Origin of the sequence: Acidovorax sp. SDU_ACID1 (assembly GCF_045291395.1) — a bacterium.
Lineage (GTDB): Bacteria > Pseudomonadota > Gammaproteobacteria > Burkholderiales > Burkholderiaceae_C > MR-S7.
In genome coordinates, this window is sequence record NZ_CP152342.1 from 2305669 (window position 1) to 2324021 (window position 18353).

The 18353-nt window shown below is 61.8% G+C and carries 16 protein-coding genes; 9 read left to right on the plus strand and 7 right to left on the minus strand.

The genetic code is table 11. The annotated features are described in order from the left end of the window. Positions 1-63: 63 nt before the first annotated feature. The 3 genes from AAG689_RS11280 to AAG689_RS11290 all read right to left on the minus strand — a co-directional run bounded on the left by AAG689_RS11280 (position 64) and on the right by AAG689_RS11290 (position 4240). Entirely contained in the window at positions 64-1557 is a 1494-nt protein-coding gene (locus AAG689_RS11280; RefSeq protein WP_406626002.1) for a PepSY-associated TM helix domain-containing protein, read from the minus strand. A gap of 2 nt (positions 1558-1559) precedes the next feature. Beyond that, a complete protein-coding gene (locus tag AAG689_RS11285; RefSeq protein ID WP_406626003.1) occupies positions 1560-3656 on the minus strand; it encodes a TonB-dependent receptor in 2097 nt (698 codons plus the stop codon). Between the two features lie 203 nt (positions 3657-3859). Next, on the minus strand, positions 3860-4240 hold the full coding sequence (locus AAG689_RS11290; RefSeq protein WP_406626004.1) for a hypothetical protein: 381 nt from the start codon (positions 4238-4240) through the stop codon (positions 3860-3862). Between the two features lie 140 nt (positions 4241-4380). Here AAG689_RS11290 and AAG689_RS11295 point away from each other — a divergent pair, with 140 nt between their 5' ends. The 7 genes from AAG689_RS11295 to AAG689_RS11325 all read left to right on the plus strand — a co-directional run bounded on the left by AAG689_RS11295 (position 4381) and on the right by AAG689_RS11325 (position 9837). Beyond that, entirely contained in the window at positions 4381-4746 is a 366-nt protein-coding gene (locus AAG689_RS11295) for a DUF2946 family protein (protein WP_406626005.1), read from the plus strand. A gap of 324 nt (positions 4747-5070) precedes the next feature. Further along, a complete protein-coding gene (locus AAG689_RS11300; RefSeq protein ID WP_406626006.1) occupies positions 5071-5214 on the plus strand; it encodes a hypothetical protein in 144 nt (47 codons plus the stop codon). 21 nt (positions 5215-5235) lie between these two features. Continuing rightward, a complete protein-coding gene (locus tag AAG689_RS11305; protein ID WP_406626007.1) occupies positions 5236-5667 on the plus strand; it encodes a DUF2946 family protein in 432 nt (143 codons plus the stop codon). A 161-nt stretch (positions 5668-5828) separates the two neighbouring features. Then, a complete protein-coding gene (locus tag AAG689_RS11310) occupies positions 5829-6767 on the plus strand; it encodes an MbnP family copper-binding protein (protein ID WP_406626008.1) in 939 nt (312 codons plus the stop codon). Positions 6768-6769: 2 nt separating this feature from the next. Then, positions 6770-7969: an MbnH family di-heme enzyme gene (locus AAG689_RS11315; protein ID WP_406626009.1), complete on the plus strand. Its 1200-nt coding sequence runs from the start codon at positions 6770-6772 to the stop codon at positions 7967-7969. Beyond that, complete coding sequence (locus AAG689_RS11320) at positions 7970-9250, plus strand: hypothetical protein (protein WP_406626010.1); 1281 nt, start codon at positions 7970-7972, stop codon at positions 9248-9250. A 119-nt stretch (positions 9251-9369) separates the two neighbouring features. Further along, the gene (locus AAG689_RS11325) at positions 9370-9837 is read left to right on the plus strand and encodes a copper chaperone PCu(A)C (RefSeq protein WP_406626329.1); all 468 of its coding nucleotides are present in this window, start codon (positions 9370-9372) and stop codon (positions 9835-9837) included. 160 nt (positions 9838-9997) lie between these two features. On the opposite strand, the gene AAG689_RS11330 is transcribed toward AAG689_RS11325, so the two are convergent. Both AAG689_RS11330 and AAG689_RS11335 read right to left on the minus strand, forming a co-directional pair. After that, positions 9998-10282: a helix-turn-helix domain-containing protein gene (locus AAG689_RS11330; protein WP_406626011.1), complete on the minus strand. Its 285-nt coding sequence runs from the start codon at positions 10280-10282 to the stop codon at positions 9998-10000. Beyond that, on the minus strand, positions 10263-10589 hold the full coding sequence (locus AAG689_RS11335) for a transcriptional regulator (protein ID WP_406626012.1): 327 nt from the start codon (positions 10587-10589) through the stop codon (positions 10263-10265). The genes AAG689_RS11330 and AAG689_RS11335 overlap by 20 nt, the downstream gene beginning before the upstream one ends. 737 nt (positions 10590-11326) lie before the next feature. Between AAG689_RS11335 and AAG689_RS11340 the strand changes: the two genes are divergently transcribed. Continuing rightward, complete coding sequence (locus AAG689_RS11340; RefSeq protein WP_406626013.1) at positions 11327-12889, plus strand: tyrosine-type recombinase/integrase; 1563 nt, start codon at positions 11327-11329, stop codon at positions 12887-12889. Between the two features lie 357 nt (positions 12890-13246). Here AAG689_RS11340 and AAG689_RS11345 read toward each other — a convergent pair whose 3' ends face one another. Further along, positions 13247-13738 (minus strand): hypothetical protein, encoded by a 492-nt coding sequence (locus AAG689_RS11345; RefSeq protein WP_406626014.1) that lies wholly within the window; start codon positions 13736-13738, stop codon positions 13247-13249. A 42-nt stretch (positions 13739-13780) separates the two neighbouring features. After that, positions 13781-14320, minus strand: a complete 540-nt coding sequence (locus AAG689_RS11350) for a hypothetical protein (RefSeq protein WP_406626015.1) — start codon at positions 14318-14320, stop codon at positions 13781-13783. A 229-nt stretch (positions 14321-14549) separates the two neighbouring features. Between AAG689_RS11350 and AAG689_RS11355 the strand changes: the two genes are divergently transcribed. After that, complete coding sequence (locus AAG689_RS11355; RefSeq protein ID WP_406626016.1) at positions 14550-18338, plus strand: hypothetical protein; 3789 nt, start codon at positions 14550-14552, stop codon at positions 18336-18338. The last annotated feature ends 15 nt before the right edge of the window (positions 18339-18353 follow it).

Genomic DNA, 18353 nt, shown 5'->3' on the forward strand with positions numbered 1-18353 from the left:
ATGCCTTGACGTCGACCAAGTCGCAACTGAGATCTCCGGCAAATGCCTGAACGTACACAGGTCTTACCGCCCCTTCACCACCATGGCATCTACGAGACCAATCACGACCATAGAGGCGCCAACCAGCGGAAACACCACCCCACCCACCGCCAGCACAGCCACCACTCCCACCAGAGCGCGACGCTGTGCAGGCAACGGCGGAACGCCCACACCACCCGCAGGTCGGCGCTTGAACCACATCACCGCGCCCGACACACACAACAACACAATGCCCGCGCACACCGCCACCAACAGCAACTGGTTGACCACGCCCCATTCCTGGCCCAGGTGGATGTTGATCCCCCACTCCAGCCAACGCCCCAGCGGGCCATAGTCAGCGTACGACATGTCGAGCAGCGGCTGGCCGGTGAACCGATCCAGGTGCACCACACGCTGGCGGGCCAGGTCGTGTGGGTAGACGGAGGCGGTGAACACGCCCTGCGGGCCCTGGGGCGGGTTGACGGTATAGCCGGGGGCCAGTTGCAGGCGCTGCACCTGGGCCATCACGACATCGATGCCCAACGCAGTGCGTGCAGGGCCAGACGATGCGGGCGCGGGTTGCGCATCCGCCCCCTCGCCATGCAGGGCGCGCGTGTTGTCTTCTGCCTTGGCCTGCGCATGCGCTGAATGGCTTGCGTGGCCTTCATGACCTTCATTGCCTATGCTACCCGGCTGCTGCGTTTGCTGCAGCGTCCACGGCAGGTGCGCTACATCGGCCAGCGGTTGGCCGGACAGGGGCAGTTGCACGCGCACCCCAGCCGGGTAACCAAAGTTGTGACCGTTGGCCCATTGGTTAGCCTGCGCGCCCCACAGCACCGACCACGGCATGCCGGTGATGGCGAGGAACAGCAGGCCCACGCCCACCACCAGCCCGGTGACGGCATGCAGATCGCGCCAGTAAACCCGCTGGCGCGGCGTTCCGCGCAAGCTGACCACGCCGCCTCGTGCCACGGAGCCCCGCCCACGCGGCCACCACAGGTACAGGCCGGTGAGCACCAGCAGAATGGCCCAGCCCGCCGCCATCTCGATGAAGCCGCGCTGCACGGGGCCAAAGTACTTGAGGCTGTGCAGCTTGCGAATCGTCCAGCCCAATGTGCCCCGGTCGCTCAGGGTGCCCAGCACCTGGGCGTTGGCGGGGTTCAAGTACACGGCCACCTTGGCACCATCGGCGGTGCGCACTCCCACCTCGGCAGAGCGGCCCGGCGCAGCTGGGGGCACGTACTTGAACCACGCCCCCGGCTGCACTGCCAAAGCAGCGGCCAGCACGGCGCTATGCGGGGCAGACTCCGATGCGGCAGGCACTGTGAGCAAGTCTGCATGCACGCGCTGGTCAATGGCGTCGTGGTACACGTACAGCGCGCCCGTCACCGCCAGCCAGATCAGCAGGGGCAGCACCAGCAGCCCGGCGTAGAAGTGCCAGCGCCACACGGCGCGGTACAGGCTGCTGCGGGTGAGCGCCGTGCCGGGTTCCGCTGGCCCATCGGGCACATCAGGCGCAGCAGTGAGAGCGCGCGCCATGGTCAGAACTTCCAGTTCAGGCTGGCGTAGGCGCTGCGGCCATCGCCCGGCGAGTAGCCGGACGAGCCGCTGTCGTACCACGCATAGACATACTTGCGGTTCGTCACGTTCTTGAGCTGCACGCCCACATCCAGCGTGGGCGACAAGCGCCAGGTGGCACCCAGGTTGAGCAGCGCGTAGCCGCCGGTACGACCCAGGGTGTTGGTGCGCTCCAGGTAGTAGTTGCCCTGGGCGTTGGCCGAGGCACTGAGCTTGAGCTGTGTGCTGGCCTGGTAGTCCACGCCCAGCGTGGCCAGGTAGTGCGGCACGTTTTCAATCTCTTTGCCGCGTGTGGCGGGGGCGCTCGGGTCGGGCTCCACAATGCGTGCGATTTGCGAGGAGTAGCCGACCCAGCCGCTCCATTGCGCGTTCAGGCGTGCGTTGAGCTGCATATCCAGCCCCTTGCGAAGCGTGCGGCCCACGTTGCCCTGGCCGCCGGGGTCGGGCAGGCCGTTCACGCCCAGCACGCGGGCCACTTCACCGCTGGCGCGCTGTTCCCAATAGGCCACGCGGGTTTCGATGCCTGCGGCGGGTTGCCACTTCACACCGACCTCCCAGCCGTCGTTGAGCGATGGGTCCAGGTTGCGGCTTTGCGATGCGGTGCGGTAGCTGTCGATGCCCGCGCCGATCTGGAACGTGCGCCCCCAGTTGGCGTAGACGCTGGTGTCGGGCCGCACGGCGTAGACCACGCTGATCTTGGGCTGGGTGATGGTGCCGTAGTCGTGCACGGGCGAGGTGACTTTGGTGAGGCCGTCGGTGAAGCTGCCGCTCACGCGATCCACCCGCAGCGCGGGAATGATCTTGAGCGCCTGCACCGGCTGCACCACGGCCTGCACGTAGGCGCCCCGGGTGTTCAGGTCAAAGTCCCAAGCGCGGATCTGCGAGGTGCGCGCCTGCTGCAGCGTGCGGTAGCGCTCTGCAGCGTTGTCTTGCCACTGGGCATCCAGCCCGCCTTCGAGCGTGAAGGCATGAGCCCAGGCCACCTTGGGGCGCCAGGTCAGCGTGGTGATCAAGCCTTTGTGGGTTTCGTCGTTGCCGCGCTCTTGCTGCACACCGGCTTCAGAAAAACGCACAAAGCGCTGGTTCTCGTAGTGCTGGGTGTAGGCCTTGGCGGTCCAGGCCAGGTCGTTGGCGAGTTGCCCGTCCAGGTGCGCGCTCAGTTGCGTGGTCTCGCGCTCGCTGCGGTCCCACGCGGCATAGGCGGGCGAGCTGCGCGGTGCGCTGGCGGCCTGCTCGGCCGTGAGGTAGCCGGATTCGAGCGCCTTGTTTTTGTAGTAGCGGGCGATGACGCCTGCACGCCACTGGCCGCTGTCGCTGGTGTAGAACCACTTGCCCGACAGCGCCTTCTTATCGGCGTCGGCATGGTCGCGGTAGCCATCGGATTCGCGGGTGGCCACGAAGTAGTTCTGGCTCCAGTTGCCGCTTTCAAATCCCTTGGCGATTTGCAATTCACGCGTTCCAAAGCTGCCCAGCGTCACGCTGGCCTGGCCGTCGTTGCCGCCCTGGCGGGTGAGGACGTTGGCATTGCCCGCGATGTTGTTCAGGCCGTAGCGCGGGTCGTTAGTGCCGCGCACGATCTCGATGGCCTCGATGTCCAGTGGAAACACCGCGTCCAGAAACGGCATGCCGCCCGCGTTGTCGTTGCTGGGTATACCGTCGATCAGCAGCTTGACGGCGTTGACTCGGCCCTCGCCATTGAAGCCGCGCATCGAGAACCGCCCGGCGTCGGTGCCTTGCTTGAACTGCGTGACCTGCACGCCGGGGGCGCGGGTGAGCAGCTCCCAGCTGTAGTCCACATGCTGGTCTTGCAGCACGCTGGCGCCCAGGATGTCCACCGAGCTGAACACATTGCGCACGTTGAGCACGCCCGAAGGGGCAGACTGCACGGTGATGGTGCCCAGCGTGAGGGCGGCGTCTGCGGGCGCCTCGGTGGCAGAAGCGGGCGAAGCAGCTGACTGGGCCCACACAGGCGCAGAAAGGGTGGCGATGGTGGCTGAAGCGGCCAGGGCCAGAGCATGACGCACTGGCAGAGATGGAGTGGAGCGGGAATGGCTTGTCATAGGTTTCACACGGCGCACCCTTGTCTGCGGTACCGCGGCGGCCATGGGCAGCGGGCGCCGGCAGTCCCACCAGGACAGCCACCGGCGCGCAATAGCCCTGGCCTGCAACAGTGCAGAGCAGCAAGGGGAGCGCAAAAGACGGGCTAACCAGTGCTCAGGACCACCACAAGGTAGCGCAGTGCACAGGCCAACAAAAAGGAGGATCAGACCGTCGTGAACCGAGGCGGCCCGCGCGCAGGCAAGGCCGTGCCATCCCATTGCAGCCGGTGCGCCAGCGCTAGAACAGGTCCCCTTTGCAGCCGCACCGAGGCTGGCGGCACGACCGGAGGTACATGCGGCGCGGGAGCCTGCAACTGCAAGCACAAAGAGCAATCGAGCCCGTGGGGACCGAGGGCCTGCGGGCGTGGCGCATCATCGTCGCCCGCCTGGCCAACGACCACGAGCTTGACGGCACCAGACGCACCACAGACCAGCTCCAGCGACTGTGGATGAATCAGCGGCGCGGCACCCGCCATTCCCATCGCGCAGAGAAACCACGCCAGCACCAGGCGTGAAATCAGTGGGGAGGAGCGCAGGCGATGCATAGCACTCAGATTATCGCTGCCAACCGAGCGAGACCTTGGCTGCGAATCTGCATGAAAAGCACTTCTGGCGCATGGACCATGGTTGATGGCAAACAAATCGCGAGTGCAATTTGCGCCGAATCACGGTAATAATCCTAAGCATGCATACGCTGCGCACGTCGTCATTGTTGGGCCGCCTCATCCTGGCGTGGTTCATGGTGACCATTGGTGCCGCCATTGCATCTCCCATCGTGCACCCGCAAGAGCTGCAACTGGTCTGTACTACAGGCAGCGCTATGAAGCTGGTGGTGGTTGGTGATGACGGAGCTGACGCGGCCCCGGCCGGACACCATGCTCTGGACTGTCCGTTGTGCTTGCACTTTACTGCCCCCGCTCCGCAAGCCCAGACTGCAGTGGAGCCGCAGCAGCCTTTGGCCCATGCGCTGCTCCCCGCTGTCAAGGCGACCATTGCTGCGCTGGTTGGCGCGCCCTTGCCGCCGCGCGGTCCTCCGACATTCGTTTCCTGATCTGAGAGCCCTCGGGTTGCGCTGCTGATCTGGCAGTTGCATCCGTACTTTGGTGCATACATTCGTACGCGCGGTCCTCGCGTGTGCTGATGCGGCCCAAGTGCTTTTTTATACCCTTCATCGCACTTTACTCGCGCCATCCGTGGGTTCGCTTGCGCCCGGTGGCGCGAGCGGCGTGGCGCATGAAGTGGAGCTCATTGAACCCGGAACCGATTTTCCATGCCAAACGCAGCCCCAGCGCCCACTTCCCAATCCCGTCTGCCATCGCTCCCGCTTCACAGCAGCCTTTTCATCGCGGCATTTTTCTGTGCCCACCTTGCTGCATTGGGTGCTGCCTACGCAGCCGCCGCCATCCAGGCGCAGGGCCACGAGTTGACGGCCAACGCTCCCGGCCACAACGCCGTGCACCACCTCGGACGCATGACGCTGGTCCCGGTCAGCACATTGCCCCCTGCTGCTCGCCGCTGATCCGTCCGCACGGGCACCTGCATGTACCGCCCCTTTTCCCGTCCGCTGGCCCGCCGACTTGCCTGTTGGTTGATCGTCTGGATGACTCTTGTCAGCCTGCACTCTGCCCTGGCCGCCACGCTGGTAATGGCGCGCGGCGGCAGCGGTGCAGCGATGGTGGAGGTGTGCACCAACCAGGGCGTGCGATGGGTGAGCGTGCAAGCCTCTGCGGGCGACATGGCCATAACTGCCGACTCGATCGAAGGGGTCAGCGCCAATGCAGATGGCAACCCGCATTGCCCGTTGTGCCGCTTCTTAGGCGATGCGTTGCCCGACCTCGCGCGCAGTGATCTCCGGTTTGAACCACCGCTCGATTACCGCGTACGGCCGCCGGATACGCCGTTCTTCCTTAGCACCGCCGAAAGAGTAGTGCTGACAGCGCCACCGCGCGCGCCACCCCCGTCCTCAGGCTGATCCCTGCTGGTTCCCACATGCCGCCCTCAAGGCATCGGCGTGGGCACCTCATGTTCATCACAAGGTTTCTATTCAGTGCAAGGCCAGATGCGGCCCTGCGGAATCTGCTCGACCGTGTGCGCCGCTTTTGACCTGCGCACCGGCCATTCAAAAGAATCGCCATGACACATATTCAAAACTCCATTCCCCGTCGCAACTCCTTGTTCATGGCCCTCGCCATGGCGCTACCCCTGGTCCTGTCCGCCTGCGGAGGTGGCAGTGGTGGCAGCGACACGCCTGCCCCCAGCGGCCCCAAGAGCATCACCATCGATTTCGCCGCCAAGGCTGGCACGCAAGATGTGAAATGCGGCACCGCCATCACCGGTCTGGGCAACGCCAAGGTCAGCGCCCAGTTGCACGACCTGCGCTTTTACGTGAGCAACGTCGCGCTGGTGAATGACAAGGGCGAAACCGTGCCCGTGACGCTGGACGTGAGCGACTGGCAGACCAAGGATGTGGCACTGGTGGACCTGGAAGACGGCACCGGCGGCTGCGCCGACGCTGGCACCAAGGCCATGAACCCGCAAATCAAGGGCACCGTGCCTGCTGGCACCTACACGGGTGTGAAGCTCACCGTGGGTGTTCCCGCCAGTCTGAACCACACCGACTACGCCGTGGCCACCAAGCCCATGGACGTGCAGGCCATGGCGTGGTCGTGGCAGGCAGGCCGAAAGTTCGCGCAGATCGAGGTGAACCCCACGGGTGGCGTGGTGCGCCCAGCACCAGCAGCCCCTGGCAACACCTTCTACGTGCACCTAGGCTCCACCGGCTGCACGGGCAACCCCGTGACCGGCGAAACCGTGAGCTGCGACCGCCCCAACCGCATGGATTTCAGCTTCGCCAACTTCAACACCGCCACGCAGAAGGTGGTGGTGGACCTGGCCGCGCTGTACACCGGCACCAACCTGAACGAGGACCTGGGCGGTGCGCCTGGTTGCATGTCCGGCGCCACCGACCCTGAGTGCAACGCCATCTACAAGGTGCTTGCGCTCGACCTGATGACCGGCAAGCCGATCAACGGCGGCAGCGGCCAGACCCTGTTCCGCGCAGAGGCCAAATAACCATGGCACACCACCATTCGCTCACGCGGATGGCCGCCCAGGCCGCTGGCCTGGCCAGCCTGCTCGGGGCTCTGGCCCTGGGCGGCTGTGGCGGAGGGGGCACCTCCGTCAGCGACAACTCGGGCACCAGCACCAGCTGGTCCTGGGTTCTGCCATCCTTCTTCCCCACCCCCAAGGTGCCCGAGGCCAACCCCATCACCGAAGCCAAGGTGGACCTGGGCCGCTTCCTTTTCTACGATCGCCGCCTGTCAGGCAACGGCACGCAGGCCTGCGCCAGCTGCCATGTCCAGTCCAAGGCGTTCACGGACGGGCTGACCACCTCCATTGGCTCCACCGGCCAGCACCACCCGCGCAACGCCCAGGGGCTGGCCAACGTGGTCTACAACGCCACGCTCACCTGGGCCAACCCTTCGCTGGTGACGCTGGAAAAGCAGATGGAGACTCCACTCTTTGGCACTGACCCCATCGAGATGGGCGTGAACGACGGCAACAAGGACGAGATCCTGGCTCGGCTGGCGGCCGATGGCAGCTACAAGGACAAGTTCGCCAAGGCGTACCCCGGCCAGAACGCGCCCATCAACTGGGGCAACGCCATCCACGCCATAGCATCGTTCCAGCGCACGATCCTGTCGGGCAACAGCCCTTACGACCAGTACCTGCAAGGCAAGGCCACACTGCCCCCCGCAGCTGAGCGCGGCATGAACCTGTTCTTTGGCGAAAAGGCCGAGTGCTTTCACTGCCACAGCAGCTTCAACTTCAACGACCAGATCGTGCACGCGGGCAGCCGCATCGTGGAGACACCGTTCCACAACACGGGCCTGTACAACATCGGCGGCACGGGCGCGTTCCCCGAACCCAACCGGGGCGTGTACGAGCTGACGCAGCAGGTGAAAGACATGGGCAAGTTCCGTGCGCCCAGCCTGCGCAATGTGGATGTCACCGGCCCCTATATGCACGACGGCAGCATCGCCACGCTAGAAGACGTGCTGGACTTCTACGCCGCTGGCGGGCGCAACATCACTTCAGGCCCGCATGCGGGAGATGGCCGCGCCAACCCCAACAAGAACGACTTCATCAACCAGATCAACCTCACCGTGCAGGAGCGAGCGGACATCGTCGCCTTTCTGAAAACGCTGACGGACCACGATCTGCTCACCAACCCCAAGCTGTCCGACCCGTTCGCGGCGGCAGGAGCGAAATAAATGGCGCACTCTCTATCCACCTTGGCAGATGGAGCACGACCACTGCAGGCACGCGCCTGTGCTGTGGCAGCGGCCACGCTGTGCCTGCTCTCGCTGAACCCGGCGCGGGCGCACGACGCCAGCGACGCCAGCATTCCGGCCACACCCGGTCTGCAAATCAACGCTGCAGCTGCCGTGGGCTATCAGCACTCCGACCAGCCCGTGCCCGCACCGCGCCTGACGGGCGTGCTGGGCCTGGGCGACACCCCCACCGACCAGCGTGGCTGGGCGCTGGAACACGGCACACTGGGCGCCGGCGTGCGGCTCACGCCGCTGCTGGGCGCCACCGTCAGTTTTGGCAAACATGGCAGCGAGCGCGCCCACACCGAGGCGGCGTGGGTGGAGGCACGTCCGTCTGCAGACTCCGACTTCACCCTGGGCGCGGGCCGCAACCGTATGCCGCTGGGCCCCGTGATCGGCAACGCCGGTCACCTGGACCGCTTTGGCCAGATGCCACTCATCAAGCGCGCGGCGTTCAACGGCGACTGGATCGAGGACGGTGTGAACCTGTCCTGGCGCCCACATCTGGAAGGCGCGTTCGAATGGCTGCAGGGCATCGACGCCGGGCTGTGGCGCGCGCGCCGCTTTCCGGGCAGTGAAAACGCGGCATGGGCGCCCACCGTCCGTGCCCGCGCGGCGGGCGCTTTGTGGGGCAACGCCGGTGACTGGGAGGCCGACGCCTTCTACAGCCGCTTGGAACCCCAAGGGCGCGGCGCCTACGTGCAGCGCAGCAACAGCGGCCACATCCACACCGCGCCCCAGTGCAGCGCCAGCCTGCGCGACATCACCTGTTTCGACGGCACCGTAGACCTGCTGGGCGTCAGCGCCAGCTGGGCCACCCCGTTGCCCGGCGTGCGCCTGACGGCGGCGGGCGTGCTGCGCAACGAGCTTGGCAACCTGTATTCGCAAAACGGCGACACCCGCTACAAGGGCCGCACCAGCGGTGGCTGGCTGGAGGCGCTGTGGCAACCTACTGCGCAGTGGGATGTGGCCGTGCGCCAGGAATGGCTGCGCAGCACCCACAGCCTGGACGGCCCCGGCGCCACCCTGGTGGCCACCGACGCCAACCTGCTGCCCTACCACCCCGCGCGCCGCTTCACCGCCATGCTGGGCTGGCGCCCCCACCCCAGCGTGCTGCTGGCTGTGGAGGCAGGGCGCGAGCGCATCGCAGGCCAGGGCAACAGCCTGGTAGCGCTACGGCTGGTCTACACACCCGGCCCGCTGTTGGAGAGAAGCTGGTGATGCCCCGGCCCCACACCCCAGCCCGCTGAAACTTCAGCGCTCCTCAAACCATCGATACAGAAACACACCGCATGACAACAACTTCCCTCTCGCCCGCCCGCCGCGGCGTGCTGCACACCATGGCAGCCTTGGCGCTGCTGGGTGCAGCGCACTTCACGCCCGCCCACGCCCACGACTTCCGCGCGGGCCAGCTCGTCATCGATCACCCCTATGCCACGCCATCGCTGGCGGGTACGCCCAACGGCGCGGCCTACCTGCGCGGCATCCGCAACCGGGGTTCCGCACCCGACCGGCTGGTGGCCGCCAGCACGCCGGTGGCCGAGCGCGTGGAGCTGCACGAGATGAGCACCGAAGGCGATGTGATGCGCATGCGCGAAGTGCCCGCCATCGACCTGCCCGCCGGGCAGGAAGTGCAGCTGCGCCACGGCCAGCGCTACCACCTGATGCTCATCAACCTGCGCCAGCCGCTGAAGGTGGGCGACCGGTTCGACCTGACGCTGAAGTTCGAGAAGGCGGGCGAGAGAACGGTGAAGGCGTGGGTGCAGCAGCCAAGATCGCAGGGAAGCGAAAGCGGGCACAAGCACTAGATCTACAACGCTCTTTCAAACTCTGAGTCAGGCAATCAACTGCTGATTGAACTGGAGCGAGCAATTGCAGTTGACCGCTTCCAGCTCAAGCAGTCATTCAGTCGGCGCCTTCGAAAGACTGCAACCAGCCTGAAGCCGCCCTTGTGACACCGCTTCATGCCTAGACCAGCTCGCGCAATACCTCGGGGTGGCGCTGCGCTACAGCCAGCAGCGTTTGCGCCGCGCCACTGGGGCGACGGCGCCCCTGCTCCCATTCCTGCAAGGTGCGCACAGACACACCCATGAGCGCGGCAAACTGCGCCTGCGAAAGCTCCGAGGCCGCACGCACACTGGCCACCGGCGAATGCACCACCATACCCTGGCCTGCGCGCATCTGCTTGACCGATGCCAGCAGCTTCAGGCCCAGCTCTTCGCCCGTCATGGATTCACGCTTGGTAGTAGGCATTCTCGATCTCCTGCTTGATGGCCTTGAGGATGTGCACCGGGATGTTGCCGCGCACCGCCTTGGCATAGATCACCAGCAGGTGAATCACGCCTTTGTCCAGCCGGTTGAAATAAATCACTCGCACCCCGCCGCGCTTGCCCATGCCGTTGCGCACCCAGCGCACTTTGCGACAACCGCCCGAGCCAGGAATCACGTCGCCAGCTTCAGGATTGAGCGCAAGCCATGCGCAGAATTCTCCGCGCTCACCTTCCGCCCAAATATCTTTTGCATCTGCGCTGAAGATAGGCGTTTCGATGATGGTGTACATGGCTGCATTATACGTCATTGACGTATAATGCAGGTAATGGAAAGAGGCTCCCCAGGAGCAGCATCCCGAATTCCTCAGGTGGCCAAGCAGCAGTCAGCTTGCTACCACGGTGCGTTTTGAAGTCACTACCGTACATCCAAGCATCCAAGGCGTCTCCATGGCACTGATGGGAGATGACGCTCTACATCTGGCAGGTGCTTCTTGTAGTTGCCCAGTACCGGGCATGACCGGTACCGAAGTAGCCCAGTTGGAGGAGCATGCCGAGCATGCTGCCGAACTACATCAGCCTCCTAGGCGACGAACTGATTGCCGCAGAAGCTCGCTTAGTTTCAGTTGCCCCGGGTCGTTCGCCCTGGGAGCCTCTCTAGAAACAACGACTCCTGCCTACGATGCTGACCGGTGCGCTAACGAGCTTGGTGCCAATTGGCATAGCCGACGACAGCATGACTTCTAGGACACGGCAAGGACACGATGCCAGAAAAAGAAAAAGGGGTTACAGCAAAAACTGCTGTAACCCCTTGATTTTAAATGGTCGGCGTGGCGGGATTCGAACTCGCGACCCCTTGCACCCCATCGAATTAATTACACTTTTTCCCCGAACGTCCTCGGACGTTGCCGGATTAAAAAACCCTTTGTATTCAATAGGTTAAATCGGAATCTTCGTCTTCTGAGGTTCAATGAAATCCGGGGGTAGCCAGCGGCTGGTTTACCCCTCGGTTTACCCCTCAGGAGCATTTATGACCCGCTATCCCAAGGCCGGCAAAGGCCGCAAATGGACCATCAAGGAGCTGGAAGCGATCCCCGTCGAGTGGAAGGGCGATACCCTCAGCGATGGTGATGGCCTGACTGGCGAAGTCCGCGTTGCCAGCGACGGTGCCGTGTCCATCCGATTCAAAAGCGCCTTCAAATGGGAAGGCAAAGTCGCCTGGCACCAGTGCGGAACCTGGCCCACCGTGAGCCTGGAATCCATCCGCCGCTCCCGCGACGACGCCCGCGAACAGGTGCGCTCCGGCGTCGATCCCCGCGACCACAAGAAAGCCGAGCGCATCGAGGCCCAAGCCCGCGTCGAGGCTGTGATCGCCGAGAAGGCCCGGCAGGATGCCGCCGACGCCACCGTACAGCAAATGTTCGATGCCTGGATGGCCGATGGCGTCAACCGCAAGGACGACAACGCGGAACTGAAGCGCTCCTTCGAGAAAGACCTCCTGCCGGTCATCGGGCACCTGCCCGTTCGCCAAGTCACTGAAAGCCACCTGCGTGATCTGCTGCGCGCAGTCATTCGACGCGGAGTCTTTCGCATGGCCATATGCCTCTACAACGATCTGGTGCAGATGTTCCACTGGGCCGAGAGGCGTCAGCCCTGGCGCGGCCTGATGATTGAGGGCAACCCAGCAGAACTGGTCGAAATCGCCAAGCTGCTGCCGAGCGACTACGACCTCGACGGCGAGCGCGAACGCATCCTGTGCCCCGACGAAATCCGCGAGCTGCGCGACATCTTCCTGCAGATGCAGGCCGACTACGACACCGCTCCCAACAAACGCTCCACGACGCGCCCCCTGCAACAGGAAAGCCAACTCGCACTGTGGATCTCGCTGGGCACCACCTGCCGGATCGGCGAACTACTGATGGCCGAATGGAAGCACGTCGATATAAAAAAAGGCGAGTGGTTCATCCCCCGGGAGAACGTCAAGGGCCGCATCGGCAAAAAGCAGGATCAGTTGGTCTTCCTGTCCGACTTCGCCTTGCGCCAATTCAAGGCCCTGCACGCCCTCACCGGCGATACTCGCTGGTGCTTCCCTGCCAGGCACGTGAAGGACAGCCATGTGTGCGTGAAATCCATCTCCAAGCAAGTGGGCGATCGGCAAACCCAATTCAAAAAGCGGACAAAACCGCTGAAGAAGCGCCGCCACGACAACACCCTGGTGCTAGCCAAGGGCACCAACGGAGAATGGACACCCCACGATATGCGCCGCACGGCTGCCACGATGATGCAAGCCTTGCGCATCAACCCCGATGTGATTGACCGCTGCCAGAACCATGTGATGAAGGGCAGCCGGGTGCGCAGGCACTACCTGCACCACGACTACGCCGATGAAAAACGCGAAGCCTGGCGCGTGCTCGGAGCCAAGCTGGAAGAGATCCTAGCCGCTTCGCCGATCATCGACCTCTCCATCGTCTTTCCTGATGATATTGGGAGCGCTCTACCCAACGAAAGCCGCCCATCCGCAACTCCATATGAGTCAGCCTTTGGCCTGTTCACCGTACAGATTCAAGGAGACGAGCTCATGCGGACGATCTAGCAGCAGTGGTCTTTGTCAGGAGAGCAAGATAGAGATCGAAACAAGCCACAGCGATATCAAACTGGGCCAAATTGACCTGCCGCACCTGATCAAGGTCGAGCGGCTCCGTTCCGCCAAAACCGTAGCAGACCGCAGTCTTCCCTGAAACGGGAACCCACTCACATCCCCCATCTGCCCGCCTTTCCATCCGCGTCGCCTGCTCAATTGTGCGTGTAACCATGCGGGTAGTGCCTCTTGAGAATCTGGGGGCAATGCTGTGGCTCGAACGGTTGCGGAAGTCCGAAGTTGCATCCCGCGTCGTGCCGTCGTCCAGTCTCCGCAGATTGTCCAGTAGGCTCCTTCCTTTCGGCCACCTGTTTATGACACTCGCCAGTTGTTCTTCTTTTTTCGCCGCGTCGGATATTTGCGCTCCTCCCAAGGAGCCTGATCTAGGATCAGCCGATCTTTGTATGAGGAGTCAGTCGCCAGAAGCACCTGGTGCATCCCGTTCGTTACAACAAACGTGAAGGTGTCGCGAATCGCGCTTGGTTGGAAAAGACAATAGGTCGCAAGCGGTGCGATGAATTCGTATTCCAACTGCCAAGTGTCCTCGTCGGAGTAGCCTTGCGACACAGTCAGCCATGCATGCCAGTGCCTGAGAGTACCCAACCATGCATTCAGGATATTGGTAAGCTCTCTGAGTTCGTCCTTGATCAACATATCGCCCATCGCCGACCATCGGGGAGCGCTCAAGTCGACTACGTTGTATGGCAGATATGCTCGTGACGGCTGGCAGGCTTCCTGCGCACGAACCCGCAGATAGGCCTCGAAAGCCTTTTTCAAAAATTCGTCATATTCGTCGGGAGTCATCATTTCCCCTGGATACGCTGGCAAGCATATTGCATCCAGCCCCTATCTTGACGATCCCGTCTGCCGCTTGACCCCTACATTGTGCGACCCTCGGCCACGCCGCTTGCTGAAGTACCGAGAGCCACCGAAGTTCAACAGCCATTGACCAGGGTCAATGCGCTCAAAGACCAAGCGGCCAACGCCACCTCGCTGCACGAAGTGATGGAGCGCATTGATTTCCTTCTCGTATTCGGGTTTAACGCCGGATCCGTCTATGTAGTAGAGGACAAACAAGGGCCGTACCAACTCCCCTGAAGGCAGCTCGATGTCACTGAACGAGTACGCCACGCATTGCCACATCATGTCTCTTGCCTTGACATCATGCTTTTGGACATCATCGAGATTGAAAAGCTTTACTTCAATGACAAAGTAGCCGGGATCGAAGCCTTGCTGCACCAGATGGTCCTTGGCTCGCAACACCAAGTCGTAGTACACCTTCTCGCCACCATGCTTGTGCCAGCCACTGTATTTCTCATACACCTCGAAATCGGCGGCCAGCGCCTCTTTAAGGAAGTCCCGAGTTGGTTTTTCGCGGTCGGTCATGTGAAGGTTCTGACTTAGAGACTGATACAGGAAATCCAGCAGATGCACTTCACGGTTTTCCTGCAACCGGACCTATGCTTCGCGCTTGCCGAGTTTTAGGGCGGCACCAATTGTGCCGCCTGCGATCACACCTTGCCGCGCTTCCCATTTGCACTCACTGAAAGCGTGGGAGCTGAGTGGCGCTTAGCCAACGATATCATTGATCTGAGCAAATTAACGAGGGAGTGAAATGCTGGAACTCACCGGAGAGCACATAGCACGCCTTGGCGACGAGGACCTCAGACTTTTGGTCACCAAGCTCTGCGAGGCAGAGCTTCGCAGGAATGGCCTTCCGTCCTCCTCGGTGCTGGACGGAGGCAATCAGACAGCGAAGGATGGCGGCATCGATGTGCGTGTCCAACTCGCACCGACTACCGCTGCTCTGGATTTCATCCCGCGGCCAGATACCGGCTTCCAGGTGAAGTGCGAAGACATGCCAGCCGGTGAAATCACCAAGGAAATGCGCCCAAAGGGTGAGCTACGGGAAGCCATCAAGGACTTGATTTCCTGTGGTGGTGCGTATGTCATCGTCAGCTCCAAAGGATCCGTCACGGACTCCTCTTTGGGCAGACGCCGGGAAGCGATGCGCAATGCAATCGCTGATCAACCCGACGCCGCGAAACTCTTGGTGGACTTCTATGATCGGAATCGGCTTGCACGCTGGGCCCGCGAGTACCCAGGCGTCGAAATGTGGGTACGCGAACAGATCAATGCCCGGTTGCAGGGGTGGCAATGCTACACAGCGTGGTCCGGCGACCGCACAGGCAAGTATCTGTATGACGACACGGCCAGACTGGTAGAGCGCACGGATGGCGGCCCTCCCACGGCCCTTCCGGTGACGGAAGGCCTTGACCGGCTGCGCAAGGTCATGAAACAGCCCGGCCATGTAGCCCGCATCGTGGGCCTGTCTGGCACGGGAAAGACCCGCTTAGTACAGGCACTTTTCGAGCCGGGAACAGGAAGCGAAGCCCCGCTTGATCCGGCCCTGGCGCTGTATACAGATCTGGGTGACTCACCTGAGCCGAACGCGCGTGAAATGCTCCTGCGTTTGGGAACATCGCGACAGCGGGCCATCGTGGTCGTGGACAACTGCAATCCAGCCACCCATAAGGTATTGGCGCAAGTGGTTCTCCAATATCCCACGCATCTTAGCCTCCTGACGGTCGAGTATGACGTCGCCGATGAAGATGTCCCCGAGGCAACCAATGTCTATGAACTGGCACCTGCATCGAGTCATGTATTGAGCAAAATCCTTGAGCATCTCGCTCCCCACCTGACGGAGCCTGATAGATACCGCATTACGGAGATCGCTGGTGGCAACGCGCGCATTGCACTAGCTCTTGCGCGAACGGTTGCCCGGGGAGAAACGCTTGGGACCTTGACTGATCCGGAACTCTTTCGACGCTTGTTTCGCCAAAAACAAACACATGACGAAAAGTTGCTGAGAGCGGCGGAGGTTTGCTCTTTGGTCTACTCGTTCGATGGAACAGACACCAAGAGCGACCTGTCAGAGCTCCAGGTATTGGCCAATCTGGCTGGCATGAGCGTGAATGAGCTCTATCGCCATGTAAGCACGCTCCGAAACCGTGATCTGGTGCAATCCCGTGGCAAATGGCGCGCCCTGTTGCCGCCAGCCCTTGCAAACCGCCTTGCAGAATCCGCGCTCCAGAATATTCCCTCCTCTGACATTACCAACGCATTCGCACTCCACGAGAGACTTCTTGTCTCGTTCAGTCGAAGACTTGAATACCTGCACAGCAGCAACGAAGCCCGCTCAATCGGGAATCGCTGGATGGAGGATGAGCAGTGGCTTGCTAAGCCTGCAATGCTGAATGCGCTTGGGCGAAAGCTGTTTATCAACCTTGCCCCGCTGTCGCCTCAGAAAACTCTTGAATCCCTGGAGCGTGCTCTCGGCCCTGGGACCTCGTCTGATTTCTTGCTTCGACAGAATGGTTCACTGCAGGAGTGGGGCACGCTCTTACGGCACTTGGCCTATGAGCCCCAGGCATTCGACAGGGCTGCACCATTGCTACTGATCCTCGCAGAGCATGAAGATGGCAGAACCATTGACCTGCGCCGTGCATGGAAGGAAATTTTTCGAATTGGGCTGTCTGGCACGATGGCGCCACCGGAACAACGTGTACGGTTACTCAATCGCTTGCTGACCTCCACATCGGGGAAGCGCAGAGAACTCGTCTGGGACGCGGTAGAGGCCATGCTGGAATTTGGCCCCATCGATTCCTCGCATGAATTTTCATTTGGAGCCCGCCCACACGGGTATGGTTGGGAGCCCTCCAGCGTCGACGAAGTCAAGGCTTGGCTTGAGAGCGCCTTTACTCTCATCCGCAGCATAGCCGCATCGGGCGCGGAAGAACTGGAGCGAGCGCGAACCGCGATCACGGCGCACTTTCGTGAACTATGGAGACGTGAGATATATCCCCAGTTATCTGCAATGACACTCGAACTAGCTCAGGAGGACGGCTGGCCGGCAGGATGGATCGCCGTTAGGAGCGCGTTGCACTTTGACGGCGACACGATGGAACCTGGGATGCTGAGTGCTCTTCGTAACCTGGAAACCAAGCTCACCCCGACAGGACTGCTTCAGGAAATCCGCACCTACGCTCTGAACCACACGCGTGATTTTCTGAATGTGACTGATGCCTTGGATGAGTCCAACAAAGCCGAGGACGAAAATCCTGTTGATGCTTGGCACCGAGCAGATAACAAAGTCATCGCATTGGGAGAGGCAGCCGCCCATGACGAAGCCGTCTTACTAAAAATCATTCCAGAGCTTCTCGCAGCGGGAAACGGCCGGCAGTATTTATTCGGACGCGGCCTTGGTATTGGATCTCCAAATCCCCGACATCAATGGGAACTTCTTTATGACGCCTTCACCGCAGCTACCGACACGCCGAACGTTACCGTACTCGCGGGTTTTGTCCAGGGCCTACGCACCAAGGACTACTCAGCCGCGGTTCAAATCCTGGATAGCGTGGCTGGAGACCCTAGGCTGGATCCGTATTACCCCATCATTCTTGGCGTGCCTCAAGATGACGAGGACGGCGACAGGTTGATAGCAGCCATGAAGCGGCAAGTGGCAAACCCGTGTCACTTTGCCCTGCGCATCAGACATAGCGAAGCGTTCGGGTTCTCATTGCAGAAGTTCTGCGAAGCCAGTGAGGTGCTTTCCCGCATGCCAGATGGCTTGGTCGCATCCATTGATGAGCTCGACACCGAGCTCCGTCGATGGAGGATCGCAGGTACGCCACAGCCTATGGAGCTGGTACAGCTGGGGCGCAGCCTCCTCAGCAGGTTTGACTCCGATATTCGTGACCATGGTGTCGCGTGGCGTGTGAACGAACTGGCGAAGATAGCTTTAGCCGGCCCAGACGCCAAGGAGGCCGCAGCTCAGTTAGCGAGCCGGCTTGCTGCCGCCATGGAGGACTACTCAAGGCCTGGAGGAGAATTTGGCGATCTGGCTTGCACCCTCTTTAAGCTCCAACCCGCTATTGCCTTGGATGCCTTTCTAAGCAAAGCATCCAAGAGACAGAATTTCGGATTCCGCTCTCGTTTCACTGCGCGTCACAGCCCTGTTCTGCAGTGCGCTCCGGAGGATGCCATTCTCAGTTGGGTGCAGGTTGATCCTGCGAGTCGAGCTCCACTTGTCGCCGCAGAAATCAACATCATTGCCCCCCAAGGTACCAGCGGAATACAACTGAGCCCACTCGCACACCAACTCCTGGAACTTGCTTCCGACAAGAGATCCATACTGGAGGCATTCAATAAGAGCCTCCATCCCTGGCAATGGTCCGGTAGCCTTTCTCAAGCACTGGAGCCGTTCATCCTGCTCCTTGAGGGTCTTGCGGCTCATTCCGATGCAACCATAGCCAATTGGGCAAATGAGAATCTGGAGCACATACAAAAGCGAATCGAATCAGACCGAGCTATAGACAGGCTCAGCGAGGAATCCTTCGAGTGATGAACAGGTAAGTGC

Excerpts from the sequence above, each read along its gene's own strand:
- AAG689_RS11280 (WP_406626002.1), bottom strand. The coding sequence starts at position 1,557 with ATGGCGCGCGCTCTCACTGCTGCGCCTGATGTGCCCGATGGGCCAGCG.
- AAG689_RS11285 (WP_406626003.1), bottom strand. The coding sequence starts at position 3,656 with ATGACAAGCCATTCCCGCTCCACTCCATCTCTGCCAGTGCGTCATGCT.
- AAG689_RS11290 (WP_406626004.1), bottom strand. The coding sequence starts at position 4,240 with ATGCATCGCCTGCGCTCCTCCCCACTGATTTCACGCCTGGTGCTGGCG.
- AAG689_RS11295 (WP_406626005.1), top strand. The coding sequence starts at position 4,381 with ATGCATACGCTGCGCACGTCGTCATTGTTGGGCCGCCTCATCCTGGCG.
- AAG689_RS11305 (WP_406626007.1), top strand. The coding sequence starts at position 5,236 with ATGTACCGCCCCTTTTCCCGTCCGCTGGCCCGCCGACTTGCCTGTTGG.
- AAG689_RS11310 (WP_406626008.1), top strand. The coding sequence starts at position 5,829 with ATGACACATATTCAAAACTCCATTCCCCGTCGCAACTCCTTGTTCATG.
- AAG689_RS11315 (WP_406626009.1), top strand. The coding sequence starts at position 6,770 with ATGGCACACCACCATTCGCTCACGCGGATGGCCGCCCAGGCCGCTGGC.
- AAG689_RS11320 (WP_406626010.1), top strand. The coding sequence starts at position 7,970 with ATGGCGCACTCTCTATCCACCTTGGCAGATGGAGCACGACCACTGCAG.
- AAG689_RS11325 (WP_406626329.1), top strand. The coding sequence starts at position 9,370 with ATGGCAGCCTTGGCGCTGCTGGGTGCAGCGCACTTCACGCCCGCCCAC.
- AAG689_RS11330 (WP_406626011.1), bottom strand. The coding sequence starts at position 10,282 with ATGCCTACTACCAAGCGTGAATCCATGACGGGCGAAGAGCTGGGCCTG.
- AAG689_RS11335 (WP_406626012.1), bottom strand. The coding sequence starts at position 10,589 with ATGTACACCATCATCGAAACGCCTATCTTCAGCGCAGATGCAAAAGAT.
- AAG689_RS11340 (WP_406626013.1), top strand. The coding sequence starts at position 11,327 with ATGACCCGCTATCCCAAGGCCGGCAAAGGCCGCAAATGGACCATCAAG.
- AAG689_RS11345 (WP_406626014.1), bottom strand. The coding sequence starts at position 13,738 with ATGACTCCCGACGAATATGACGAATTTTTGAAAAAGGCTTTCGAGGCC.
- AAG689_RS11350 (WP_406626015.1), bottom strand. The coding sequence starts at position 14,320 with ATGACCGACCGCGAAAAACCAACTCGGGACTTCCTTAAAGAGGCGCTG.
- AAG689_RS11355 (WP_406626016.1), top strand. The coding sequence starts at position 14,550 with ATGCTGGAACTCACCGGAGAGCACATAGCACGCCTTGGCGACGAGGAC.